The organism is Dactylosporangium darangshiense (assembly GCF_039537565.1).
Classification (GTDB): domain Bacteria; phylum Actinomycetota; class Actinomycetes; order Mycobacteriales; family Micromonosporaceae; genus Dactylosporangium; species Dactylosporangium darangshiense.
This window is the reverse complement of sequence record NZ_BAABAT010000038.1, coordinates 1-15,543: the sequence shown is the minus strand read 5'-3', so window position 1 is coordinate 15,543 and position 15,543 is coordinate 1. Positions and strand designations below refer to the sequence as shown.

Here is a 15,543-nt window from a genome sequence, read left to right as displayed (position 1 = left end):
GTCAGTCTTCGGGTCCGGTGATGGCCGCGTCGGGCAGGGCACGGGCCCAGGTGAGATCGGCCGGGGTGTACGGGTCGGTGGCGCAGGTCAGCACCGCGGCGGCCCGACCGCCGTCCAGCACGGCGGTCTGCGCACCGAGCGCGGACAGCGCGGACGCCGCGTGCTCAGCGCGGCGCAGCACTTCGGTGTCGCGGCCCTTGTCGCCAGCTGCTGTGACCGCGACGGTGACGGTCCGCCATAGCGGGTCCCGGCGCGCGGCGAGGTCGTCGAGGAAGTCGGCGTAGTCCCGGGCGGCGTCGGCCAGAGCCGGGTTGGCGATCGTCTCGGCGTTGTCGATGATGCGCTGGGCGTGGCTGGACAGATCGACCCGCTGCGCGGAGATCACGATCTGCACCGGCCCGGACAGCGAGTTCAACCATCGGCCGTAGCTGCCGATCAGAGCGGCCTGCTCGTCGCCGGTACGCAGCCCGATGTTCACGGTGGTGCAGGCGACCAGCGCCACCGCCTGCAGGCCGGTGTCGATGACGCCGGTGGCGCTGATCGCCTTGGCCGGCAATCGCAGCACTGGCACCGCCGCGGCGGGTGTCTCAGTGGCCGGCGCCCAGGCCGGTACCGCGGTGGGCCGGCCAGCCGGGGCCGGGGCCATCCGCTTCGGGCTGCGGGTATGCCGCACCGCCGACAACAGCCAGGCATCCATGGACAGGCCGTCACGGCGACCCAAGGCCAGTACGATCGCCGCACCCGCGAGGGGGGTGAGGATCGCGAACAGGACTGGCTGCGGCAGCAGCGTCCCCACCGCTCGGAAGATGCCGTAGCCGATCACAACGGCCACGGCCAGGATGGCCAACTGCCGGGCGGTCAACCCGTAGACGATCTTGTCCGGGGTATCGACGTCGGCAGGAATTCGAGCGTGCGGGGTGACCTCATCGCTCTGGCGCATCGTGACCCCCCTGATGTGCGATGCCGGCGGCACGGGCCTTCATCGCCCGGGTGTAAAGGTCCACACCGTCGGCGAGTTCAGCGGTGGTGTATCGGTGGATCGGCCGACCGGTGGGCCAGGCGATGGCGACGATGGTGGACGTGGCCTGCGGAGCGTCGGACAGTTCGGCAATCTCGTCGTGCGAGCGCGAGGTGCGGCGAATGGTGGTCATCAGGTTGCCTTTCGGGCGGGCGCGGCTGCGCGGGCTTTCATGGCGCGGGTGTAGAGGTCGACGCCGCCGGCGAGCTCCTCGCGGGTGTACGGACGTGCGGGTCGACCGGTCGGGTAGGTGATGCCGGTCCGGCCGGGACCGGCACCCGCCGGCCGCGGCAACGGCCGGGGCGTGGAACCGCCGGCGCGCGGTGTCGGGGACGGCGCAGAGGCCGCGGCGGGGCGCGTGCGGCCCCCGCCTCCGCCGCCTGAGGTCACCGGCCACGGCCGGTTGGCCCCATTCGCGCCGCCCGTACCGCCGCCGGCTCGGCCGGCTCGGCTGGTGGCCCCCGCGGCGCTCTTACCGCCGCCGAACGCGCGGGAGATCCCGCGGGTCAGCTGCTGCACGAGCACGACGCGCAGGATCGTGCCCATCGCGTTCGGTCGGCTCTGCGTGATGTAGCGGCGCATCAGTCCGGGGATCTTGACAACGCCAAACAGCAGGCAGAGCACGATGAACAGGTTCATGATCGCGTTGGGTTCGCCGCCGGGGATCGGCAGCCCGAGCACGCGCAGGTTGCTGTCCGGGTTGAGGAAGATCTGCAGTGTGGTGTGCAGGGCGACCGCTTGGAGCACGACGATCCCGAGCGTGCCGAGGATCGTGCGCCACCACAGCTTTGCGGCGCCCTCGGTCTGCGGGGTGCCGTGCAGGGCCAGGGCGATCGGTGCGATGCCAACGGCCACGATGAGCACCCCGAGCCGGAGGATCCACTGCACGAGGAGGGTGCCGGTGAGCACCGCGATCAGCAGGCCGATGAGCAGCAGCAGGAAGCTGACCGGGCTGGCGCCGTTCCGGTCGCTCAGCGCGCTGACCGTGGTGTTGCGCAGTTGCTGCATCGAGCCGGGCGCGGTGATGTCCTGGCTGGTCAGTGCGGCGGTGAACGAGTTGGCCAGCCCGATGATGGTGGAGCACAGCGGGATGGCGAAGTTGGCGGCGATCAGGCCGATGACCAGGCGAGGGATCAGCTCGCCCGGCCCGACCTGCGATTGGATGGTGTCGCGGCCCATCACCAGGATGCCCGTCCACAGGAACGCCAGCACGTAGACGGTGTTGACAATGCCGAGCGACGTGCTGGCGAACGCAGTGACCTGCGGCAGTTCGGTCACGTCGGGGCTGACGAACGCGGTGGCCGACAGCAGTTCCCACAGGGCGTTGAGCGCGCCGATCACGGTCTCGGCGAACCAGGTGAGGATGGGGCCGATGATCTGGTCGGCGAGCCAGCCGCCCATCTCAGCCCCCGATCCAGCCCTGCACGACCGCGAGCAGGATCGGCGCGAGGACTGCTAGGGCGTAACCGATGAGGGCGTTCTTGAACGCCGAGTTGGCCTTCTCGATCTCGGTCGGGTCGCCGCCCGCGGCCAGGCGGCGGAGGCCGCCGATGGTGAGGAACAGGGTGGCGACACCGACCAGCAGCCCGACGATCCAGGCCGTGATGTTGCCGATGATCACAGGCAGCGTGTAGGCGGCCAGGATCTGCGGCTCGGCCGCGTACGCCGGGGCCGAGCCGGCCACGGTCGCCAGGAACACGGCCGTGGCGGTGGTGATGCGGTAGATGGTGCGGCGGAACATGATGGGCACCTCCCGCCCCGGCGTGCGGGGCTCGATTGGGGTTGAGGTGCGCCACCGGGGAGCGGGACGGGCCGTGGGAGCGTCGCTCCTTCCAGCCATGAGGTGATCGGGTGCGAACACGGCCACTCAGGCCGGCACCGCCTCGATCCCCGGGGCGCCGACACCGGCCGCTGCTCGGTCCGATGTCTTGCCCACGAAGGCCCGTTGTTGGGTGGCCAACACGACGTCCGCCTCCGAGGCGCCACCCAACAGCGCCCCAACAGCCCGTCGCTGTTGCGTCGCGCCCGCGGCAGCGACTCGCTGTTGAGTCGCTGCCATGCGCTGTCGGTTCGCGGCGGCCTGCTGTTGGGCCGCACCATCCGTGAGAGCGACTCGCTGTCGGGTCGCACCGGCGTTGGCGCCGCGTCGGCGGGGGCGGGGCCGCAGTGGCACGAACGCGAGGTCGCCCTCGCGGATGGCTTCCAACAGCCGGCGTTCGGCCTTGAGCCGCCACGACGAGGCCAGGCTGGCGGTGATACCGATGCGTGCCGCTGCTTGGGCGAGGGTGGCGTTTTCCAGGCGGGTCACGGCGATCAGGTTCGCTTCGTCGGCGTCGATGACGCCGGCCGCCACCGCACGCGCGAGGACCAGGTCTGGGTGGTCCCATGGCTGGATCGGCGCGATCGGCCCGGTCGCGTCGGTGTGGATGAGTTGGGCGTCGGATTCGGCGTCGCGGGCCTTGCGGGCGGCGCGCAGACCGGCGTCGATGAGCCGGCCGACCACCCTGGGTGGCTGCAGGTCGATGGTCTTGAGCCGTTCAACGAAGCCGGCCAGCAGTTCCGCGTCCAGGTCGCGGGTGTCGCCGCGCCATCCCGCCGCGAGCAGTCCGGCGACGTGTCGCAGGCCGGGCAGGGCGATGCCCACCGCGGCCACGACCCAGGCCGGGCCGTCCCGGCGAGCGCGGATGACGAGCTCACGCCATACCGCGTCGCGGGCCTCGACGCTTGTGTGCGGCGCCAGGAGCAGCGCGCGGAGCCGTTCCAGCGGCAGGATCTCATCCGGTAGGCCGTCGAACCCGCGGCCGTCGAAGCCGACCTGCGTGGGCGGCTGGACCAGCAGGGTGAAGGCACGGCCGGCCGCGGCCAGCGGCGACGACGGCCAGGATCGAGCAGACATGGCATCCCTTGCGAGCCGAAGGGCACCGCACCTTAACGGCGGTGCGAGACCTCCATCCGCGCACGCCTACCGAACAGTCCAAGATCACGCGAGCGGAGCCGGTCGCCTGTTGGGCCTGCTCAGGGGGGCATGTCCACCCAACAGCCAACAGGAACACGGCGCCCGGCAATATCGGGCGCGGCGGCCAAGCAGCGCAGCTCACAGCCCTGTTGGGTGCTGTTGGGTGGGAAGATCCGCAGACCGACGACCCTCGACGTCCCTCGAGCCGCCTCTCTGGTGTTCGCTCCCCTGGGAGGAGGCGCAGTGGCGCACTGAGCATGTTCCCTACGCATCTACAACCCTGAGACCACACCGCCCGCATTCGGGCACGGCTCAAGCGCACGGCTGGCATGGGCAGGTTCGGCCTGACCCCCGCCGGCCTGGCAGGCGGCAGTGCCTGGGTGGTCGGGCACGTAGCGCCCGAGCCGGCCGCCTGCCGGGCCGATCTGGGCGGCCTGGATCGCCGAATCGTTCCTGCTGGCGGGCTCTCTGCTCGAGCTGGCCGTCGTCGCGGCGCCCCACAGTCATCTACAAGCTCAAACGTGACCTCAACGCGGCGGGTGCTGCAGCCGTCCGCGAGGCTCAACGCTCGCATAGCGAACGCCCGCCGTGTCGAGCCTGATACCGACGTCGGCCCTGGCTGCCCTACCGTCGCTGCCACGGCCGCCGCCAGGATGCGCCGATCACAGGAGGCCGGCTGTTGGCTAGCCAACAGCGCACACGGAATCTGCTGTTCGACTCAACACAGAGGCTGTTGGCCAACACCGACAGCTGTTGGGTCGAACCTGAGAAGCTGTTGGGAGAACACCCTCCTACTGTCGGGTAACAACGCCAACAGAGCCGAACCCTGTTGGGCGCTGTTGGGTTCGTGGCCATCAGCGGAGATGCTCTCGACTGCACCGACGAGGCCATTCGTAGGTGCGAACACGGCCAGTCAGCGCGGGAGCCAACCCGCACATGACAGCACTACCCGATTTCACGCCGAACGGCGCCGCACGCCCGAACCCGTCCGATCACGTCGCACGACAGCACGACGACGAGGAGGTCCTCGTCGGTGGCGATGTCCCGATCGCCGTGTGGCGGCTCGACGACCGTGACGACGCCGGAACCGTCACCGCCCCGGGCACCCGGCTTGCGTCGCGGTTGGCGCAGCGACTCGTCCTCGTGTACACCCGACGCGGCGACGCGGTCGTCGACTTCGACAGCGACCCGCAGCTGGAGCACGCCAGCGCCCACACGTCCCGCACGTACCTGTCCATCACCGACCCCAGCACGGTCGCCGACCTCGACACCCTCACCGCACCCGTCAGCCTCATCGTCCTACGGTGGCCGCCACAGCACACCACCCGAACCCGGGCCAGCATCGCCGACCTGTTCACCGCGTGCCGGCTCATCATGACGGCCGACACCTGCGCGATCGCCGCCGTCAGCTCCGCCGCACCTGGCAAACCCGGCACGACATACGCCGAGCACGCGAGCGAGCTGCTGCCCGCTGCCCGCGCCGCGGGCCTGACCCACGTCCTACAAATCGTGGCAATCACCGGTCCCGGCCACGGCGACGAGTTCGTCTACTACGCCACGAGAGCCGAGGCTGAGGCGGCGCGACGGGACCGGCCGAACGATGGCAGCGGCCCGAGCTACCACGTCGATCTGTTGGTCTTCACTAAGGCACATCCCAGTGGATAGCCGCGGCCCCGAGCGGCCCGTGGACGCCCGGCCAGCACACCTGAGCCGGGCGGCCCGCGACCACGAGGCCGCTGACAGCGACAAGTCGGCGTCGACGGTGCCGGCTGAGTCGAGCTACCCTGCCGCCGCCAACCGGCCGGACTGCAGCCGCTCCCCCACCGGCTCGCCTCGCCGAGGATGCACCGCTTGAGGTGCGCATCGGGTTCGTCCAGCTTGACGGGTCCGCAGGCACTGCCCTGCGCGCCCATCGAGCGCAGATGCCACACAGCTCGCCGCGTTCGACAGGCATGTATGGACGTACGGCGCGAGGTGGACCAGGGTCGCGACCGAGTACGGGGTGCCGGAGACCATGGTCCTGCAGCCTGCAGCCTGCAGCCTGCAGCCTGCAGCCGCTGCCGCGGCGTGTGCTGCCGCCGGAGCCCTTCCGCCGCGTCGACTCTCCGGCGCCATTCACCGCTTGGCACCCGTCTCAGGCCGATGTGCGATCAGCCGGCCGGTCGATCCTGCCGGGGTTGCGGTTGACCTAGCCGGCCAGACTCATGCGCGCAGCACCAGCGCCGTCGTATGCACGGGCTCGTCGGCGGCTGTTAGCCCCGGCCTTTCGCTAGCTGTTGATCAACGTTGTTCAACGGTGAGTTGATCTTCGTTGAGGTTGTCTGCGTGCGCGGGGCACGGTGACGGCCCGGCCCTTGGCCGGGCTGCTCCGGATGGCTCGTCGGGTTGTGGTGCGCGGTTCAGGTGATCGGCTGGGACAGTGCGGCGAGGCGGGCGAACGCGGCGGCGAGGTCGGTTGCCCAGGGCCAGGTTTCGGCGATGCGCAGGTGGGTTCGGCGGGCGGTGCGGGTGAGCCGGGCGGCGACGTGCAGGAGCCGGTAACGCAATTTCTTGGGTTCGGCGGCGGCGAGTTCGCCGTCCAAGAGCAGCATCTGGGTCCAGACGAGCAGGTCGATGCCGGTCAGCGCGAGTTGCAGCCAGGCCTGGTTGATCGCGAAGGCGCGGGACGGGAACCGGCCGAAGCCGGTGTCTTTGCCGGTTCTGATGCGGTCTTCGACGCGGGCGTGGGCGCGGTGGCGGGCCTCGAGGTACTGGATCGGGCCGTTGGTGGGGTCGCCGGATGGGGTGTCGGTGGCCATGACCTGGTGACGCATGCCCTCGATCGTGTCGAACAAGCTGAGCTGGGCGCCGGGGTGCGGCCGTTCCCGGCGCACGATGAACCGGGTCCCGGCCGGGTAGCCGTCATCGGGGACGAGGCCGGTCAGCTCACAGACCTGCGCACCGTCGCGGGGTTCGCCGCTGGTATCGACGGCGGGCACCCACTGGCTGTGCTGTTTGGCGGTCAGGATGGCCTGGCGGATCGGTTCGGTGATCGCGACTCCGACGGAGAATCGGGTGTCCAGGCCGTGTTCGCGCAGGCTGCGGATGTGGGCGAGGAGGCCGTGGGTGCAGCCGGCGGAGTCCGACCGGATCAGGACCGGGGTGCCGTGCCGATAGACGTCGGGGATCTGGGCGATGGCCTCGTCCAGGACCGTGATGTGGTCGGCGGTGGTGTTCGACCCGGCCCGGCCTTCCCGCAGCATCCCCGCGAGGGCTTCGCGGGTGTTGTCCAGGAAACACAGCAACGGGTGATACCCGAAGGTGGACTTCCACGTCGGGGTCGCGGACTCCTTGTCGGAGTGGCAGAGCACGATCGTGGCGTCCATGTCCAGGACCAGACCCGGCACCGTCGAGCCGCCCGCCGTCGTCTGCGGAAGGCCGCCGTGGGTCTCGATCCGTTGCGCCCACGCGATTTCCCGCGCCTGGGCCCGGGCCAGGGCCAGCTCGCCCAGGACTCGACTGTCCAGTTTGGACAGCAGTCGCCATGCGGTCGGGCCAGAGGCGACCGGCCCGAACACCTGGGCCTGGTCCCGTAACACCGCCAGATCGGCGATGGCCTCACCGCCGTCGGCGAGCATCACCGCCAGATCCACCGCGATCCGGCCCGGATCGTGCCCACCCCGGCGTTGCCGCAACACCGCGAGGACCTCACCGAACCGGGCGGTCAGCCCGGTCACCTCGGCCACATCAGCCAGGAGCCGGGCGCCGGCATGACCGACCACACCCCGCCCGTCGGCACTCACAACGATCTTCGGACGTGTTCCGGTAGCCTGCACTCGGCGGGTGCCTTCCGTGACGGACGATCAAGCCTTCGACAAGCCAGATCCTCCCAGATGGAAGGCACCCACCTCATTTTCGATCACGAACCCCGGCCGCCTTCATGAACGATCCGGGTTAGCTCAGGAGACGCGCCGTTGTCCAACCAACACGTGCGTCGAGCTGCTCTCCGCTGTCCGCAGTTGGCTATTCGCCGAGGTGTTCGGTGGACAACGAGGAGTTGTTGGGTAAAAGCCGCTTCACGCCTCTCGGCTGTTGGGTGGCTGTTGGGCAGCCTGCTGATCACAGCCGCCGTGGACTGGCACTCCGGCAGGCCATTTGTGGTCATGAAGACGAACTCGGTAGCACTCCTTGGGCACAGTTCCACAACGACGCACCACGATCTGGCTGCGCAGAAACGCACCACCGCGATGATCAGCCGCGACAAAACCAATCGGGCGACCGACATCGCTGCTGCTGACGACGATCGCGCCCGCCCGATCACCCGGCACCAAACTCCCAGGAGCCGGCACACCCAGTTGAACCAATCGAGCTGGGTATTCATTCGTCCGGACCTTACGAACCACTGGCGCCCATACCGACACGATGCGGTTACGCAGGCGGAGGGTGTCCGACCATGAGGTCGGATCTTCCCAAGATGACAACGGGTCTGCCGCCGGCATGGGCGGCGTTCCTCACGGACTGGGACCGCTCGCTGCGATCGGGAAACTACCCGCCAACCACCCGGTACAACTACCTCCTCGGTGTTGCTCAGCTTGGCCGGTACCTGGCTGACGAGGCCAGTCAGTTGGATGCGGGCGAGGCGGCGTCCACACCGACAGCGGTAACTCGCCGCCATATCGAAGCGTTCCAGGCGTGGATGGTGCAGACCCGTTCGGCCGCGACCGCGCTAAACAAGCACAAGGCCCTGCAGCAGTTCTTCAAATGGCTGGCCCTGGACGAGGAGGAGATCGCGCAGTCTCCGATGCTGCGGGTACGCCAGCCGAAGACGCCGGTCAAGCTGATCCCGATCATCCGCGATGGGGACACCAAGAAGCTGCTGGACAACTGCAAGGGGAAGGACTTCGTCCAGGTCCGTGACGAGGCGATCATCCGGTTGTTGTCCAACACGGGCGCCCGACTGTCCGAGGTGGCCAACGTGCAACTCGGCGATGTCGACCTATCGCTCGATACGGTGCGCTACCACGGCAAGGGCGCCAAGGACCGGCGAGTTCGCGTCGGCCCCAAGACCGCCCGAGCGGTCAGCCGGTACCTGCGGGCACGCGCCAGCCACCGTGGTTTCGGCCTGCCCGACCTGTGGCTGGCCGCGCGTGGCGCGCAGCGGCTGTCCGCCAACGGGATCAAGCTGATGCTCAAGCGGCGCGGCCAGCGCGCCGGGGTCAGCGACGTGCATGCCCATCGGTGGCGACACACCTACGCACATGAGTGGAAGCTGGCCGGAGGAGACACCGGCGACTTGATGCTCGTGCTGGGCTGGTCCTCCGAGGACATGCCCCGCCACTACGGAGCCAGCGCGGCGGCGGAGCGTGCTCAGCAGGTTCAGGCCCGGATGGGGATCGGTGAACGTGTCTGACCGGACGAACAGCCACGAGGCGTCTGACGGCGGTGGAGTGGGACGGCGACGGGCCGGATTGACACCCGAGCGGCGGCGCCGACGGGCCCGCATCGCGGCACACGCCTCGTGGGCCAACACCGCCGACCGCGCCGCCCGCACCGCTGCCGCCACCAAGGCGTTCCTCGACCGGTTCGAACGGCAGGTTGACCCCCAAGGCGTCCTGCCCGCCGACGTGCGCACGGTCATGGCCCAGCACGCGCGGAAGGCATACATGCTGCAACTCGCCGAGCGTTCAGCGGCAGCGAGACAGCGTCGAGCGCAACACACGCCACCGCCTCCCACACCTTGATTGCGTGTCAAAGGGTCGTGAGTCCGAGTTTCGCCGTTCCGACAGCGTAGGGGGTTTCCACAGGTCAGCGACTCGCGGAGGCCTCAAGTCCATCGCTTGGCACCGCTGCCACGTCTAGCACGCCGCTGTTGGACCCCTTGACTAGTAGGGCTTTGTTAGGTTAGGCGTGTCGTGGGGTCGTCGGGGCGGTGCGGGTAGTTTCATGCCTTGGTGACCCCTGACGAGCTTTCGGTTGTGCGGCAACGCCTTGAGGCGTTCGCGGCGGACGTGTTCGCGCCTTTGGCCCGTTCGGACCAGCGGGCGAAAGGCGTGACGTATGTGCGTGGGCTGTTGCTGGACGGCCGGCGCAAGTCGATGCAGCCGATGGCGGAACGTCTTGGGGTGGATCATCAGGGGTTGCAGCAGTTTGTGACGACCTCGACGTGGGACACGGCGGCGGTGCGGGCCCGGCTGGCCGGTCGGGCGGTCGAGCTGATCGGGCCGGTCGCGTGGGCGATCGACGACACCGGGTTCCCGAAGGACGGTGTCGGCTCGCCTGGGGTGGCCCGGCAGTACTCCGGGACCTTGGGGAAGGTCGCGAACTGCCAGATCGGGGTGAGCGTCCACGCGGTTACCGATACGGCGTCGTGTCCCCTCGATTGGCGGTTGTTTCTGCCGGAGTCGTGGGACGCCGTCAAGGCTGGACCGGCGGCGGTGAAGGCGGCCAACGCCAAGCAGCGCAAGCGGTTGACGAACGCCCCGCGGGCCGCCGCCGCGGCGGCCGCGCCCGCTGCGGTTGCTGTCGATGTCGAGGCGGCGACCGAGGCGGCACGGCAACGGCGCCGCAAGTCCGGGATACCAGAGGGTGAAGGCCACCGTCCGAAGTGGACACTTGCGATCGAGATGCTCGACGGGCTCGCCGGGCACGGGTTGCGGCCACCGTTGGTGGCCGCGGACTCCGGCTACGGCGACAGCGGCCCGTTCCGGGCCGCGCTGGACGAACGCGGCATCGCCTACAACGTCCAGGTCAAAGGCGAAACCCTCGCCCACCCCGCCGACGCAACACCCGTGGCACGCACCTGGTCCGGACGCGGCCGCCCACCGACCCGCACCCGCCCGGACTACCCGAACGATGCGATCAGCGTGGCCCAGCACATCACCGACGCCGGCCGCGCCGCAGCGATCACCGTCGCCTGGCGCGAAGGCAGCAAAGGCACCCTCACCTCACAATTCGTGTTCCTGCGCGTCCGCCCGGCCGGCCACCGCATCACCCCAGACCCCGACGGCACCCTGCCCGAACGGTGGCTGATCGCCGAATGGCCCGACGACCAGCCCGAGCCCGTCACCTACTGGCTGTCCAGCCAACCCGCCGACACCGACCCCGCCGACCTGATCCGGACCGCGAAGATCCGCTGGCGGATCGAACACGACTACCGTGAACTGAAAACCGGCCTCGGCCTGGACCACTTCGAAGGCCGCTCCTGGCTGGGCTGGCACCGCCACGTCACCCTCGTCACCGCCGCGCACCTGTTCATCACCATGCTGCGACTCGACCCAAAAGCGGATGCGCCGGCCTGACCCTCTACAAGGTCATCCACGAGCTGCAACTACTGCTCGCAACCTGGACCGGCGCATGCCCCACCTGCCACCAAACGGTGAAACCGTTACGCCGCAACAACCATCGACAAACCTAACAAAGCACTACTAGGGCCTGTCTGACGGATCATGGTTTCTTGCGGTCGGGTTTCGCGCGGAGCCAGATGATGATCGAGGCGATCCCGATTGTTGCCTCGTAACGGGATTTGAGCTTGTCGTAGCGTGTCGCGACCGCCCGGAACTGTTTGAGCCGGTTGAAGGCCCGTTCGATCTGGTTGCGGTCTCTGTAGCGGACCGCGTTGAAGGTCGGAGGTCGACCGCCACGGGATCCCTTACGGGCTCGGCTGGCTTGCACATCTGATCGTTCCGGGATGGTGTGCGGGATCCCCCGGGCGCGCAGCGAACGGCGGTTGGCCTTGGACCCGTACGCCTTGTCCGCGGTCAGGTGCGCGAGTCTCTTGCGGTGCCGGCCTTTGCCGCCGGGACGGGGAACCTTGACCGCGTCCAGCAGGGCCACCAGCTCTTTGGTGTCCGCGCTTTGTCCCGGCGTGACTCGCCGAACCAGTGACCGGCCACGCCCTTCACCGAGCAGGTGGACTTTGGTGGTCAGTCCACCCCGGGACAGACCGATCGCCTGCGCGGCACGTCGCCAGTTGTGTTGCCACGGCCAGTGTTGCGGCAGATGGATTGTGATCTCGCGGGCGTGTCGGGTGATCCGGCCGGCGGACGGTGGCGGCGCGGGCGGTGTGGTGTGGTCGTCCGGCGAGGGTGGCGGCGGCGCGGGTGAGGTTGTGTGCGATGGCGATGCAGGTCAGCCAGGCGTTGTTGGCGTTGAACCGGCCGGATGGCAGGTGCGCGAGGTCCGTCGATGAGTTCGGCGAAGACCTGTTCGATGATGGCGTGACCGCGGTGCTGGGCCTCGGCTTGGACCAGCAGGTACGGGCTGTCGGTGAACGCGGCGTGGTAGCGCCACACGGTGAACAGTTCACCCTGTTCGTCCACTGTGGATTTCTTCAGATCGGGGATGCGGCGGACGATGAGCCGGGCGGTGACCTCGTGCCGGGTGCCTTCGAACGCGGTGTAAGCGGTCTCGGCGATCTGCGCGCGGGAGATGAACCGTTGCTGCTCGTCGTCCCAGACCGGTTGCGGGTAGCGGATCTCGGTCCAGGCGTCCTCGCCGATCGTGGCGATCGCCGCGCGGACCTTGGCATCGACGCGGACCGTGATCGAGAACCGCACCCGGGCCCGGCGGCAGGCGGTGACGACCGCACGTGAGTAGAACGCCGAGTCCGCGCGCAGCACGATCTCACCCGCCGCCGCCGCGTGCGGGGTGGCCGCACGCTGGTCGGCCAGGACCGCTTTGGTGGTGGCAACGGCCTCAGCGACCAGCGATGCCGCGCCTGATGTCACGGGGGTAATTCTCCTTGCACGCCCTCACGGGTCAAAGTTGCAGCCCTCTGTGTCACCCTGCCTTCCCAAAGGATGACACAGAGGGCTGCGGGGGCAGGGACAGTCCTGTTGTCCCCGCCCCGGCTGAAGCGATTGTTACTGGAATTGCCAGGCTTTAACGTAGTTCACTATGTATGAATTGCTTTCCCCGGTCGGGGTGGTCCCGTCGGGCTGTCCGCTGGCACTGCCGAACCAAAGGTCGAGCAGGATGTACATGCGGTTAGACATGCTGACGTTGACGGTGTAGAACTGCTGCCCGTCGAAGTAGAAGGTCAGGCGGTTGGGTTCCCACTTGAGTCCGTACTTGTGGAAGGCGGCAGACAGGTCAGAAGTGGCGAGTTTCTGCTGCCCCGCCGAGGGGTTTGCGGCTCCGGTGGGCCACACGGTGGCGGCGAAGGTCGTGGGGTGCAGGTTGGAGTCGCTCCATCCGCTGGTCGGGCCGCCGCCGGAATACGCCTCCATGATGTCGATTTCCGGGCGTGTGTCACCATCGTGGTTGAGGAGCCAGAACGCGGGCCAGGCGCCCTTTCCGACGGGAAGTTTCGCTTCCATCTCGAAGAACCCGTACGTTTGGTAGTACTTGCCGTCGGTGTCGATGGTGCGGTTGAAGAAGTTGCCGCTGGCGTCCCGCTGAGGCCAGATCTTGAGGGCTCCGTTGGTCACCTTGTAGTTGATCGTGGAGTTGGAGTTCTCGTACCAGATGTGGTCGTTCCACAAGCTGGTGTCGACTCCTCCAGAGGTGAACTCTTCGGTGAAGGTCGCGCGGTAGTTCGCCGCGTTCTGGCCGTAGGGTCCGCTGGTGGTGGGAGGGGGGGTGGTGGCGCCTCCGACCGTGAGTGTTCCGACGAGGTAGCGCAGGCCGCTGTCGACGGAAACGCCAGAGCCCGCCTGCAACGCGACCCGGTCCCACGGCGAGTGGTCTTGGAAAAGACCGACACGGATGTCGTACTTCCCAGCGGACAACGTGGAAGGAACAGTCACAGTACGGTCGTAACTGACCAGACCGCTCCAGGCAGACGTCCCGGTGGGCGGTGAATGATAGCCGCCGTTGAGGACGATCGCGCCGCTGGTATCGACCACGTGAATGAACACCAGATAGTCCTCGGCCATCGGCACCGCATCAAACCGGATCCGCATTGTCACAGCCTGCCCAGCCTGAACCGACAACGACGGCGTACCCAAGGTGAGGACCCTCGTGGCTCCGACCGCTCCGATCGTGAGTGTTCCGACGATGTAGCGCAGCTCATCGTCGACCGTGACGCCGTCTCCGGGCAGCAGGGTGGCGCGGTCCCACGGTGAATGGTCCTGGAACAGGCCGACGCGGATGGTGTACTGCCCATCCGCCGCTGTGGACGGAATGGCAACGGTCTGGTCATAGCTGACCGAGCCGTTCCACGTCGTGGGCGCCTGCGGCGAATAGTGGTCGCCGCCGAAGGCAATCGCACCGTTGCTGTTGACGAAGTGCACAAAGACCCGATAATCCTCGCTCATCGGCACCGCATCGAACCTCATGCGCAGCGTGACGTTCTGACCGGCCTGGCCGGAAAGTGCCTGGGTGCCTAGCGTCAGAACCCGGGGCGTGGAGCCGATGGTCAAGGTTCCGACGATGTAGCGCAGCTCGTCGTCGACCGTGACGCCATCTCCGGGCAGCAGGGTGGCGCGGTCCCACGGTGAATGGTCCTGGAACAGGCCGACACGGATGGTGTACTGCCCATCCGCCGCTGTGGACGGAATGGCAACGGTCTGGTCATAGCTGACCGAGCCGTTCCACGTCGTGGGCGCCTGCGGCGAATAGTGGTCGCCGCCGAAGGCAATCGCACCGTTGCTGTTGACGAAGTGCACAAAGACCCGATAATCCTCGCTCATCGGCACCGCATCGAACCTCATGCGCAGCGTGACGTTCTCGCCAGGCCGTGCCGACAGGCTCGGGGTTCCCAGCGTCAGCGCCGTGGACGTCGATGCCGCGGCGGCGGCCGGTGACGGCACTAGGAGCGCGGCAGCGATGATCGCCACCACGATCCCGGATAGATGCCGCATACCTCTGGACCGGATGGGAAAGTGCATGAACTCTCCTTCCTGGCGCGGGCACACGCGGGCAATCCCGCACCGCTTGCTAGATCGATTGCGATCACTGACTGCGACAGTGTCCTTCGCGTATTCGCGGGATAGCATCGTGGAAAACCCTTAGCTTGCACACGACTTCGACGACCAACCCACCGACAGCGCGGCAAAGCCTCAACCGAGCTCACCACCATCTAAACTTGGCCCAGGATCACCGCTGGCCATCGAGTCTTAGGGCCTGTCTGACGGATCTTGTGGGCGGTAGTGTGCTGCGGCGTGGCTGTTGATCTATCTGATGCGGAGTGGGTACGGCTGGCGCCGTTGCTGCCGTCTGTGGCGCCGCAGCGTGGTGGGCGGTGGCGTGATCACCGTCAGGTGATCAACGGGATTCTGTGGCGGATCGACAACGGCGCGAAGTGGCGTGAGGTCCCGCAACGCTATGGGCCGTGGCAGACCTGCTACGAGCGGTTCTCCCGATGGGAGCAGGACGGGACCTGGGCGCGTATCGAGCAGCGGTTGCAGGCCGATGCGGACGCTGCCGGCGAGTTGGACTGGCGGGCCCAGGCCGACGCCACCATCGTGCGGGCCCACCAGGACGCTTCGGGGGCCCGCAAAGGGGGCTCAGCGCGGATGAATCACGTGCCGCGCAGGCGATCGGTCTGTCCCGGGGTGGACTGACCACCAAAGTCCACCTGCTCGGTGAAGGGCGTGGCCGGTCACTGGTTCGGCGAGTCACGCCGGGACAAAGCGCGGACACCAAAGAG

13 protein-coding genes are annotated in these 15,543 nt (G+C 68.2%); 4 read left to right on the top strand and 9 right to left on the bottom strand.

What is annotated here, in order from left to right; translation table 11 throughout:
- Position 1: 1 nt before the first annotated feature.
- The 5 genes from ABD901_RS43180 to ABD901_RS43160 all read right to left on the bottom strand — a co-directional run bounded on the left by ABD901_RS43180 (position 2) and on the right by ABD901_RS43160 (position 3,914).
- Entirely contained in the window at positions 2-940 is a 939-nt protein-coding gene (locus ABD901_RS43180) for a PrgI family protein (RefSeq protein WP_345136836.1), read from the bottom strand.
- Positions 924-1,151, bottom strand: a complete 228-nt coding sequence (locus ABD901_RS43175; RefSeq protein ID WP_345136835.1) for a hypothetical protein — start codon at positions 1,149-1,151, stop codon at positions 924-926. The genes ABD901_RS43180 and ABD901_RS43175 overlap by 17 nt, the downstream gene beginning before the upstream one ends.
- Positions 1,151-2,419 (bottom strand): conjugal transfer protein TrbL family protein, encoded by a 1,269-nt coding sequence (locus ABD901_RS43170; protein ID WP_345136833.1) that lies wholly within the window; start codon positions 2,417-2,419, stop codon positions 1,151-1,153. The genes ABD901_RS43175 and ABD901_RS43170 overlap by 1 nt, the downstream gene beginning before the upstream one ends.
- A gap of 1 nt (position 2,420) precedes the next feature.
- Positions 2,421-2,759: a pilin gene (locus ABD901_RS43165; RefSeq protein ID WP_345136831.1), complete on the bottom strand. Its 339-nt coding sequence runs from the start codon at positions 2,757-2,759 to the stop codon at positions 2,421-2,423.
- A gap of 126 nt (positions 2,760-2,885) precedes the next feature.
- Positions 2,886-3,914 (bottom strand): hypothetical protein, encoded by a 1,029-nt coding sequence (locus tag ABD901_RS43160; RefSeq protein ID WP_345136829.1) that lies wholly within the window; start codon positions 3,912-3,914, stop codon positions 2,886-2,888.
- Between the two features lie 996 nt (positions 3,915-4,910).
- Here ABD901_RS43160 and ABD901_RS43155 point away from each other — a divergent pair.
- A complete protein-coding gene (locus ABD901_RS43155; protein WP_345136827.1) occupies positions 4,911-5,639 on the top strand; it encodes a hypothetical protein in 729 nt (242 codons plus the stop codon).
- A 734-nt stretch (positions 5,640-6,373) separates the two neighbouring features.
- Here ABD901_RS43155 and ABD901_RS43150 read toward each other — a convergent pair.
- Complete coding sequence (locus ABD901_RS43150; protein WP_345136825.1) at positions 6,374-7,789, bottom strand: IS1380 family transposase; 1,416 nt, start codon at positions 7,787-7,789, stop codon at positions 6,374-6,376.
- Positions 7,790-8,427: 638 nt separating this feature from the next.
- On the opposite strand from ABD901_RS43150, the gene ABD901_RS43145 reads away from it, so the two are divergent.
- Together ABD901_RS43145 and ABD901_RS43140 are read left to right on the top strand one after the other, a co-directional pair.
- Entirely contained in the window at positions 8,428-9,363 is a 936-nt protein-coding gene (locus ABD901_RS43145) for a tyrosine-type recombinase/integrase (RefSeq protein ID WP_345136823.1), read from the top strand.
- A 541-nt stretch (positions 9,364-9,904) separates the two neighbouring features.
- A complete protein-coding gene (locus ABD901_RS43140) occupies positions 9,905-11,251 on the top strand; it encodes an IS701 family transposase (RefSeq protein ID WP_345136821.1) in 1,347 nt (448 codons plus the stop codon).
- Between the two features lie 145 nt (positions 11,252-11,396).
- On the opposite strand, the gene ABD901_RS43135 is transcribed toward ABD901_RS43140, so the two are convergent.
- The 3 genes from ABD901_RS43135 to ABD901_RS43125 all read right to left on the bottom strand — a co-directional run bounded on the left by ABD901_RS43135 (position 11,397) and on the right by ABD901_RS43125 (position 14,782).
- A complete protein-coding gene (locus tag ABD901_RS43135) occupies positions 11,397-11,861 on the bottom strand; it encodes a transposase (RefSeq protein WP_345137011.1) in 465 nt (154 codons plus the stop codon).
- Between the two features lie 14 nt (positions 11,862-11,875).
- Positions 11,876-12,571, bottom strand: a complete 696-nt coding sequence (locus ABD901_RS43130; RefSeq protein WP_345136818.1) for a hypothetical protein — start codon at positions 12,569-12,571, stop codon at positions 11,876-11,878.
- 243 nt (positions 12,572-12,814) lie between these two features.
- Positions 12,815-14,782 carry a glycoside hydrolase family 16 protein gene (locus ABD901_RS43125; RefSeq protein WP_345136816.1) on the bottom strand — a complete coding sequence of 656 codons (1,968 nt, stop codon included), beginning with the start codon at positions 14,780-14,782 and terminating at the stop codon, positions 12,815-12,817.
- 273 nt (positions 14,783-15,055) lie between these two features.
- Here ABD901_RS43125 and ABD901_RS43120 point away from each other — a divergent pair, with 273 nt between their 5' ends.
- Positions 15,056-15,457 (top strand): IS5 family transposase, encoded by a 402-nt coding sequence (locus ABD901_RS43120; protein WP_345136814.1) that lies wholly within the window; start codon positions 15,056-15,058, stop codon positions 15,455-15,457.
- Positions 15,458-15,543: the final 86 nt, after the last annotated feature.

Coding starts and splice junctions, on each gene's coding strand:
- ABD901_RS43125 (WP_345136816.1), bottom strand. CDS start 14,782: ATGCACTTTCCCATCCGGTCCAGAGGTATGCGGCATCTATCCGGGATC.
- ABD901_RS43165 (WP_345136831.1), bottom strand. CDS start 2,759: ATGTTCCGCCGCACCATCTACCGCATCACCACCGCCACGGCCGTGTTC.
- ABD901_RS43180 (WP_345136836.1), bottom strand. CDS start 940: ATGCGCCAGAGCGATGAGGTCACCCCGCACGCTCGAATTCCTGCCGAC.
- ABD901_RS43175 (WP_345136835.1), bottom strand. CDS start 1,151: ATGACCACCATTCGCCGCACCTCGCGCTCGCACGACGAGATTGCCGAA.
- ABD901_RS43145 (WP_345136823.1), top strand. CDS start 8,428: ATGACAACGGGTCTGCCGCCGGCATGGGCGGCGTTCCTCACGGACTGG.
- ABD901_RS43160 (WP_345136829.1), bottom strand. CDS start 3,914: ATGTCTGCTCGATCCTGGCCGTCGTCGCCGCTGGCCGCGGCCGGCCGT.
- ABD901_RS43170 (WP_345136833.1), bottom strand. CDS start 2,419: ATGGGCGGCTGGCTCGCCGACCAGATCATCGGCCCCATCCTCACCTGG.
- ABD901_RS43155 (WP_345136827.1), top strand. CDS start 4,911: ATGACAGCACTACCCGATTTCACGCCGAACGGCGCCGCACGCCCGAAC.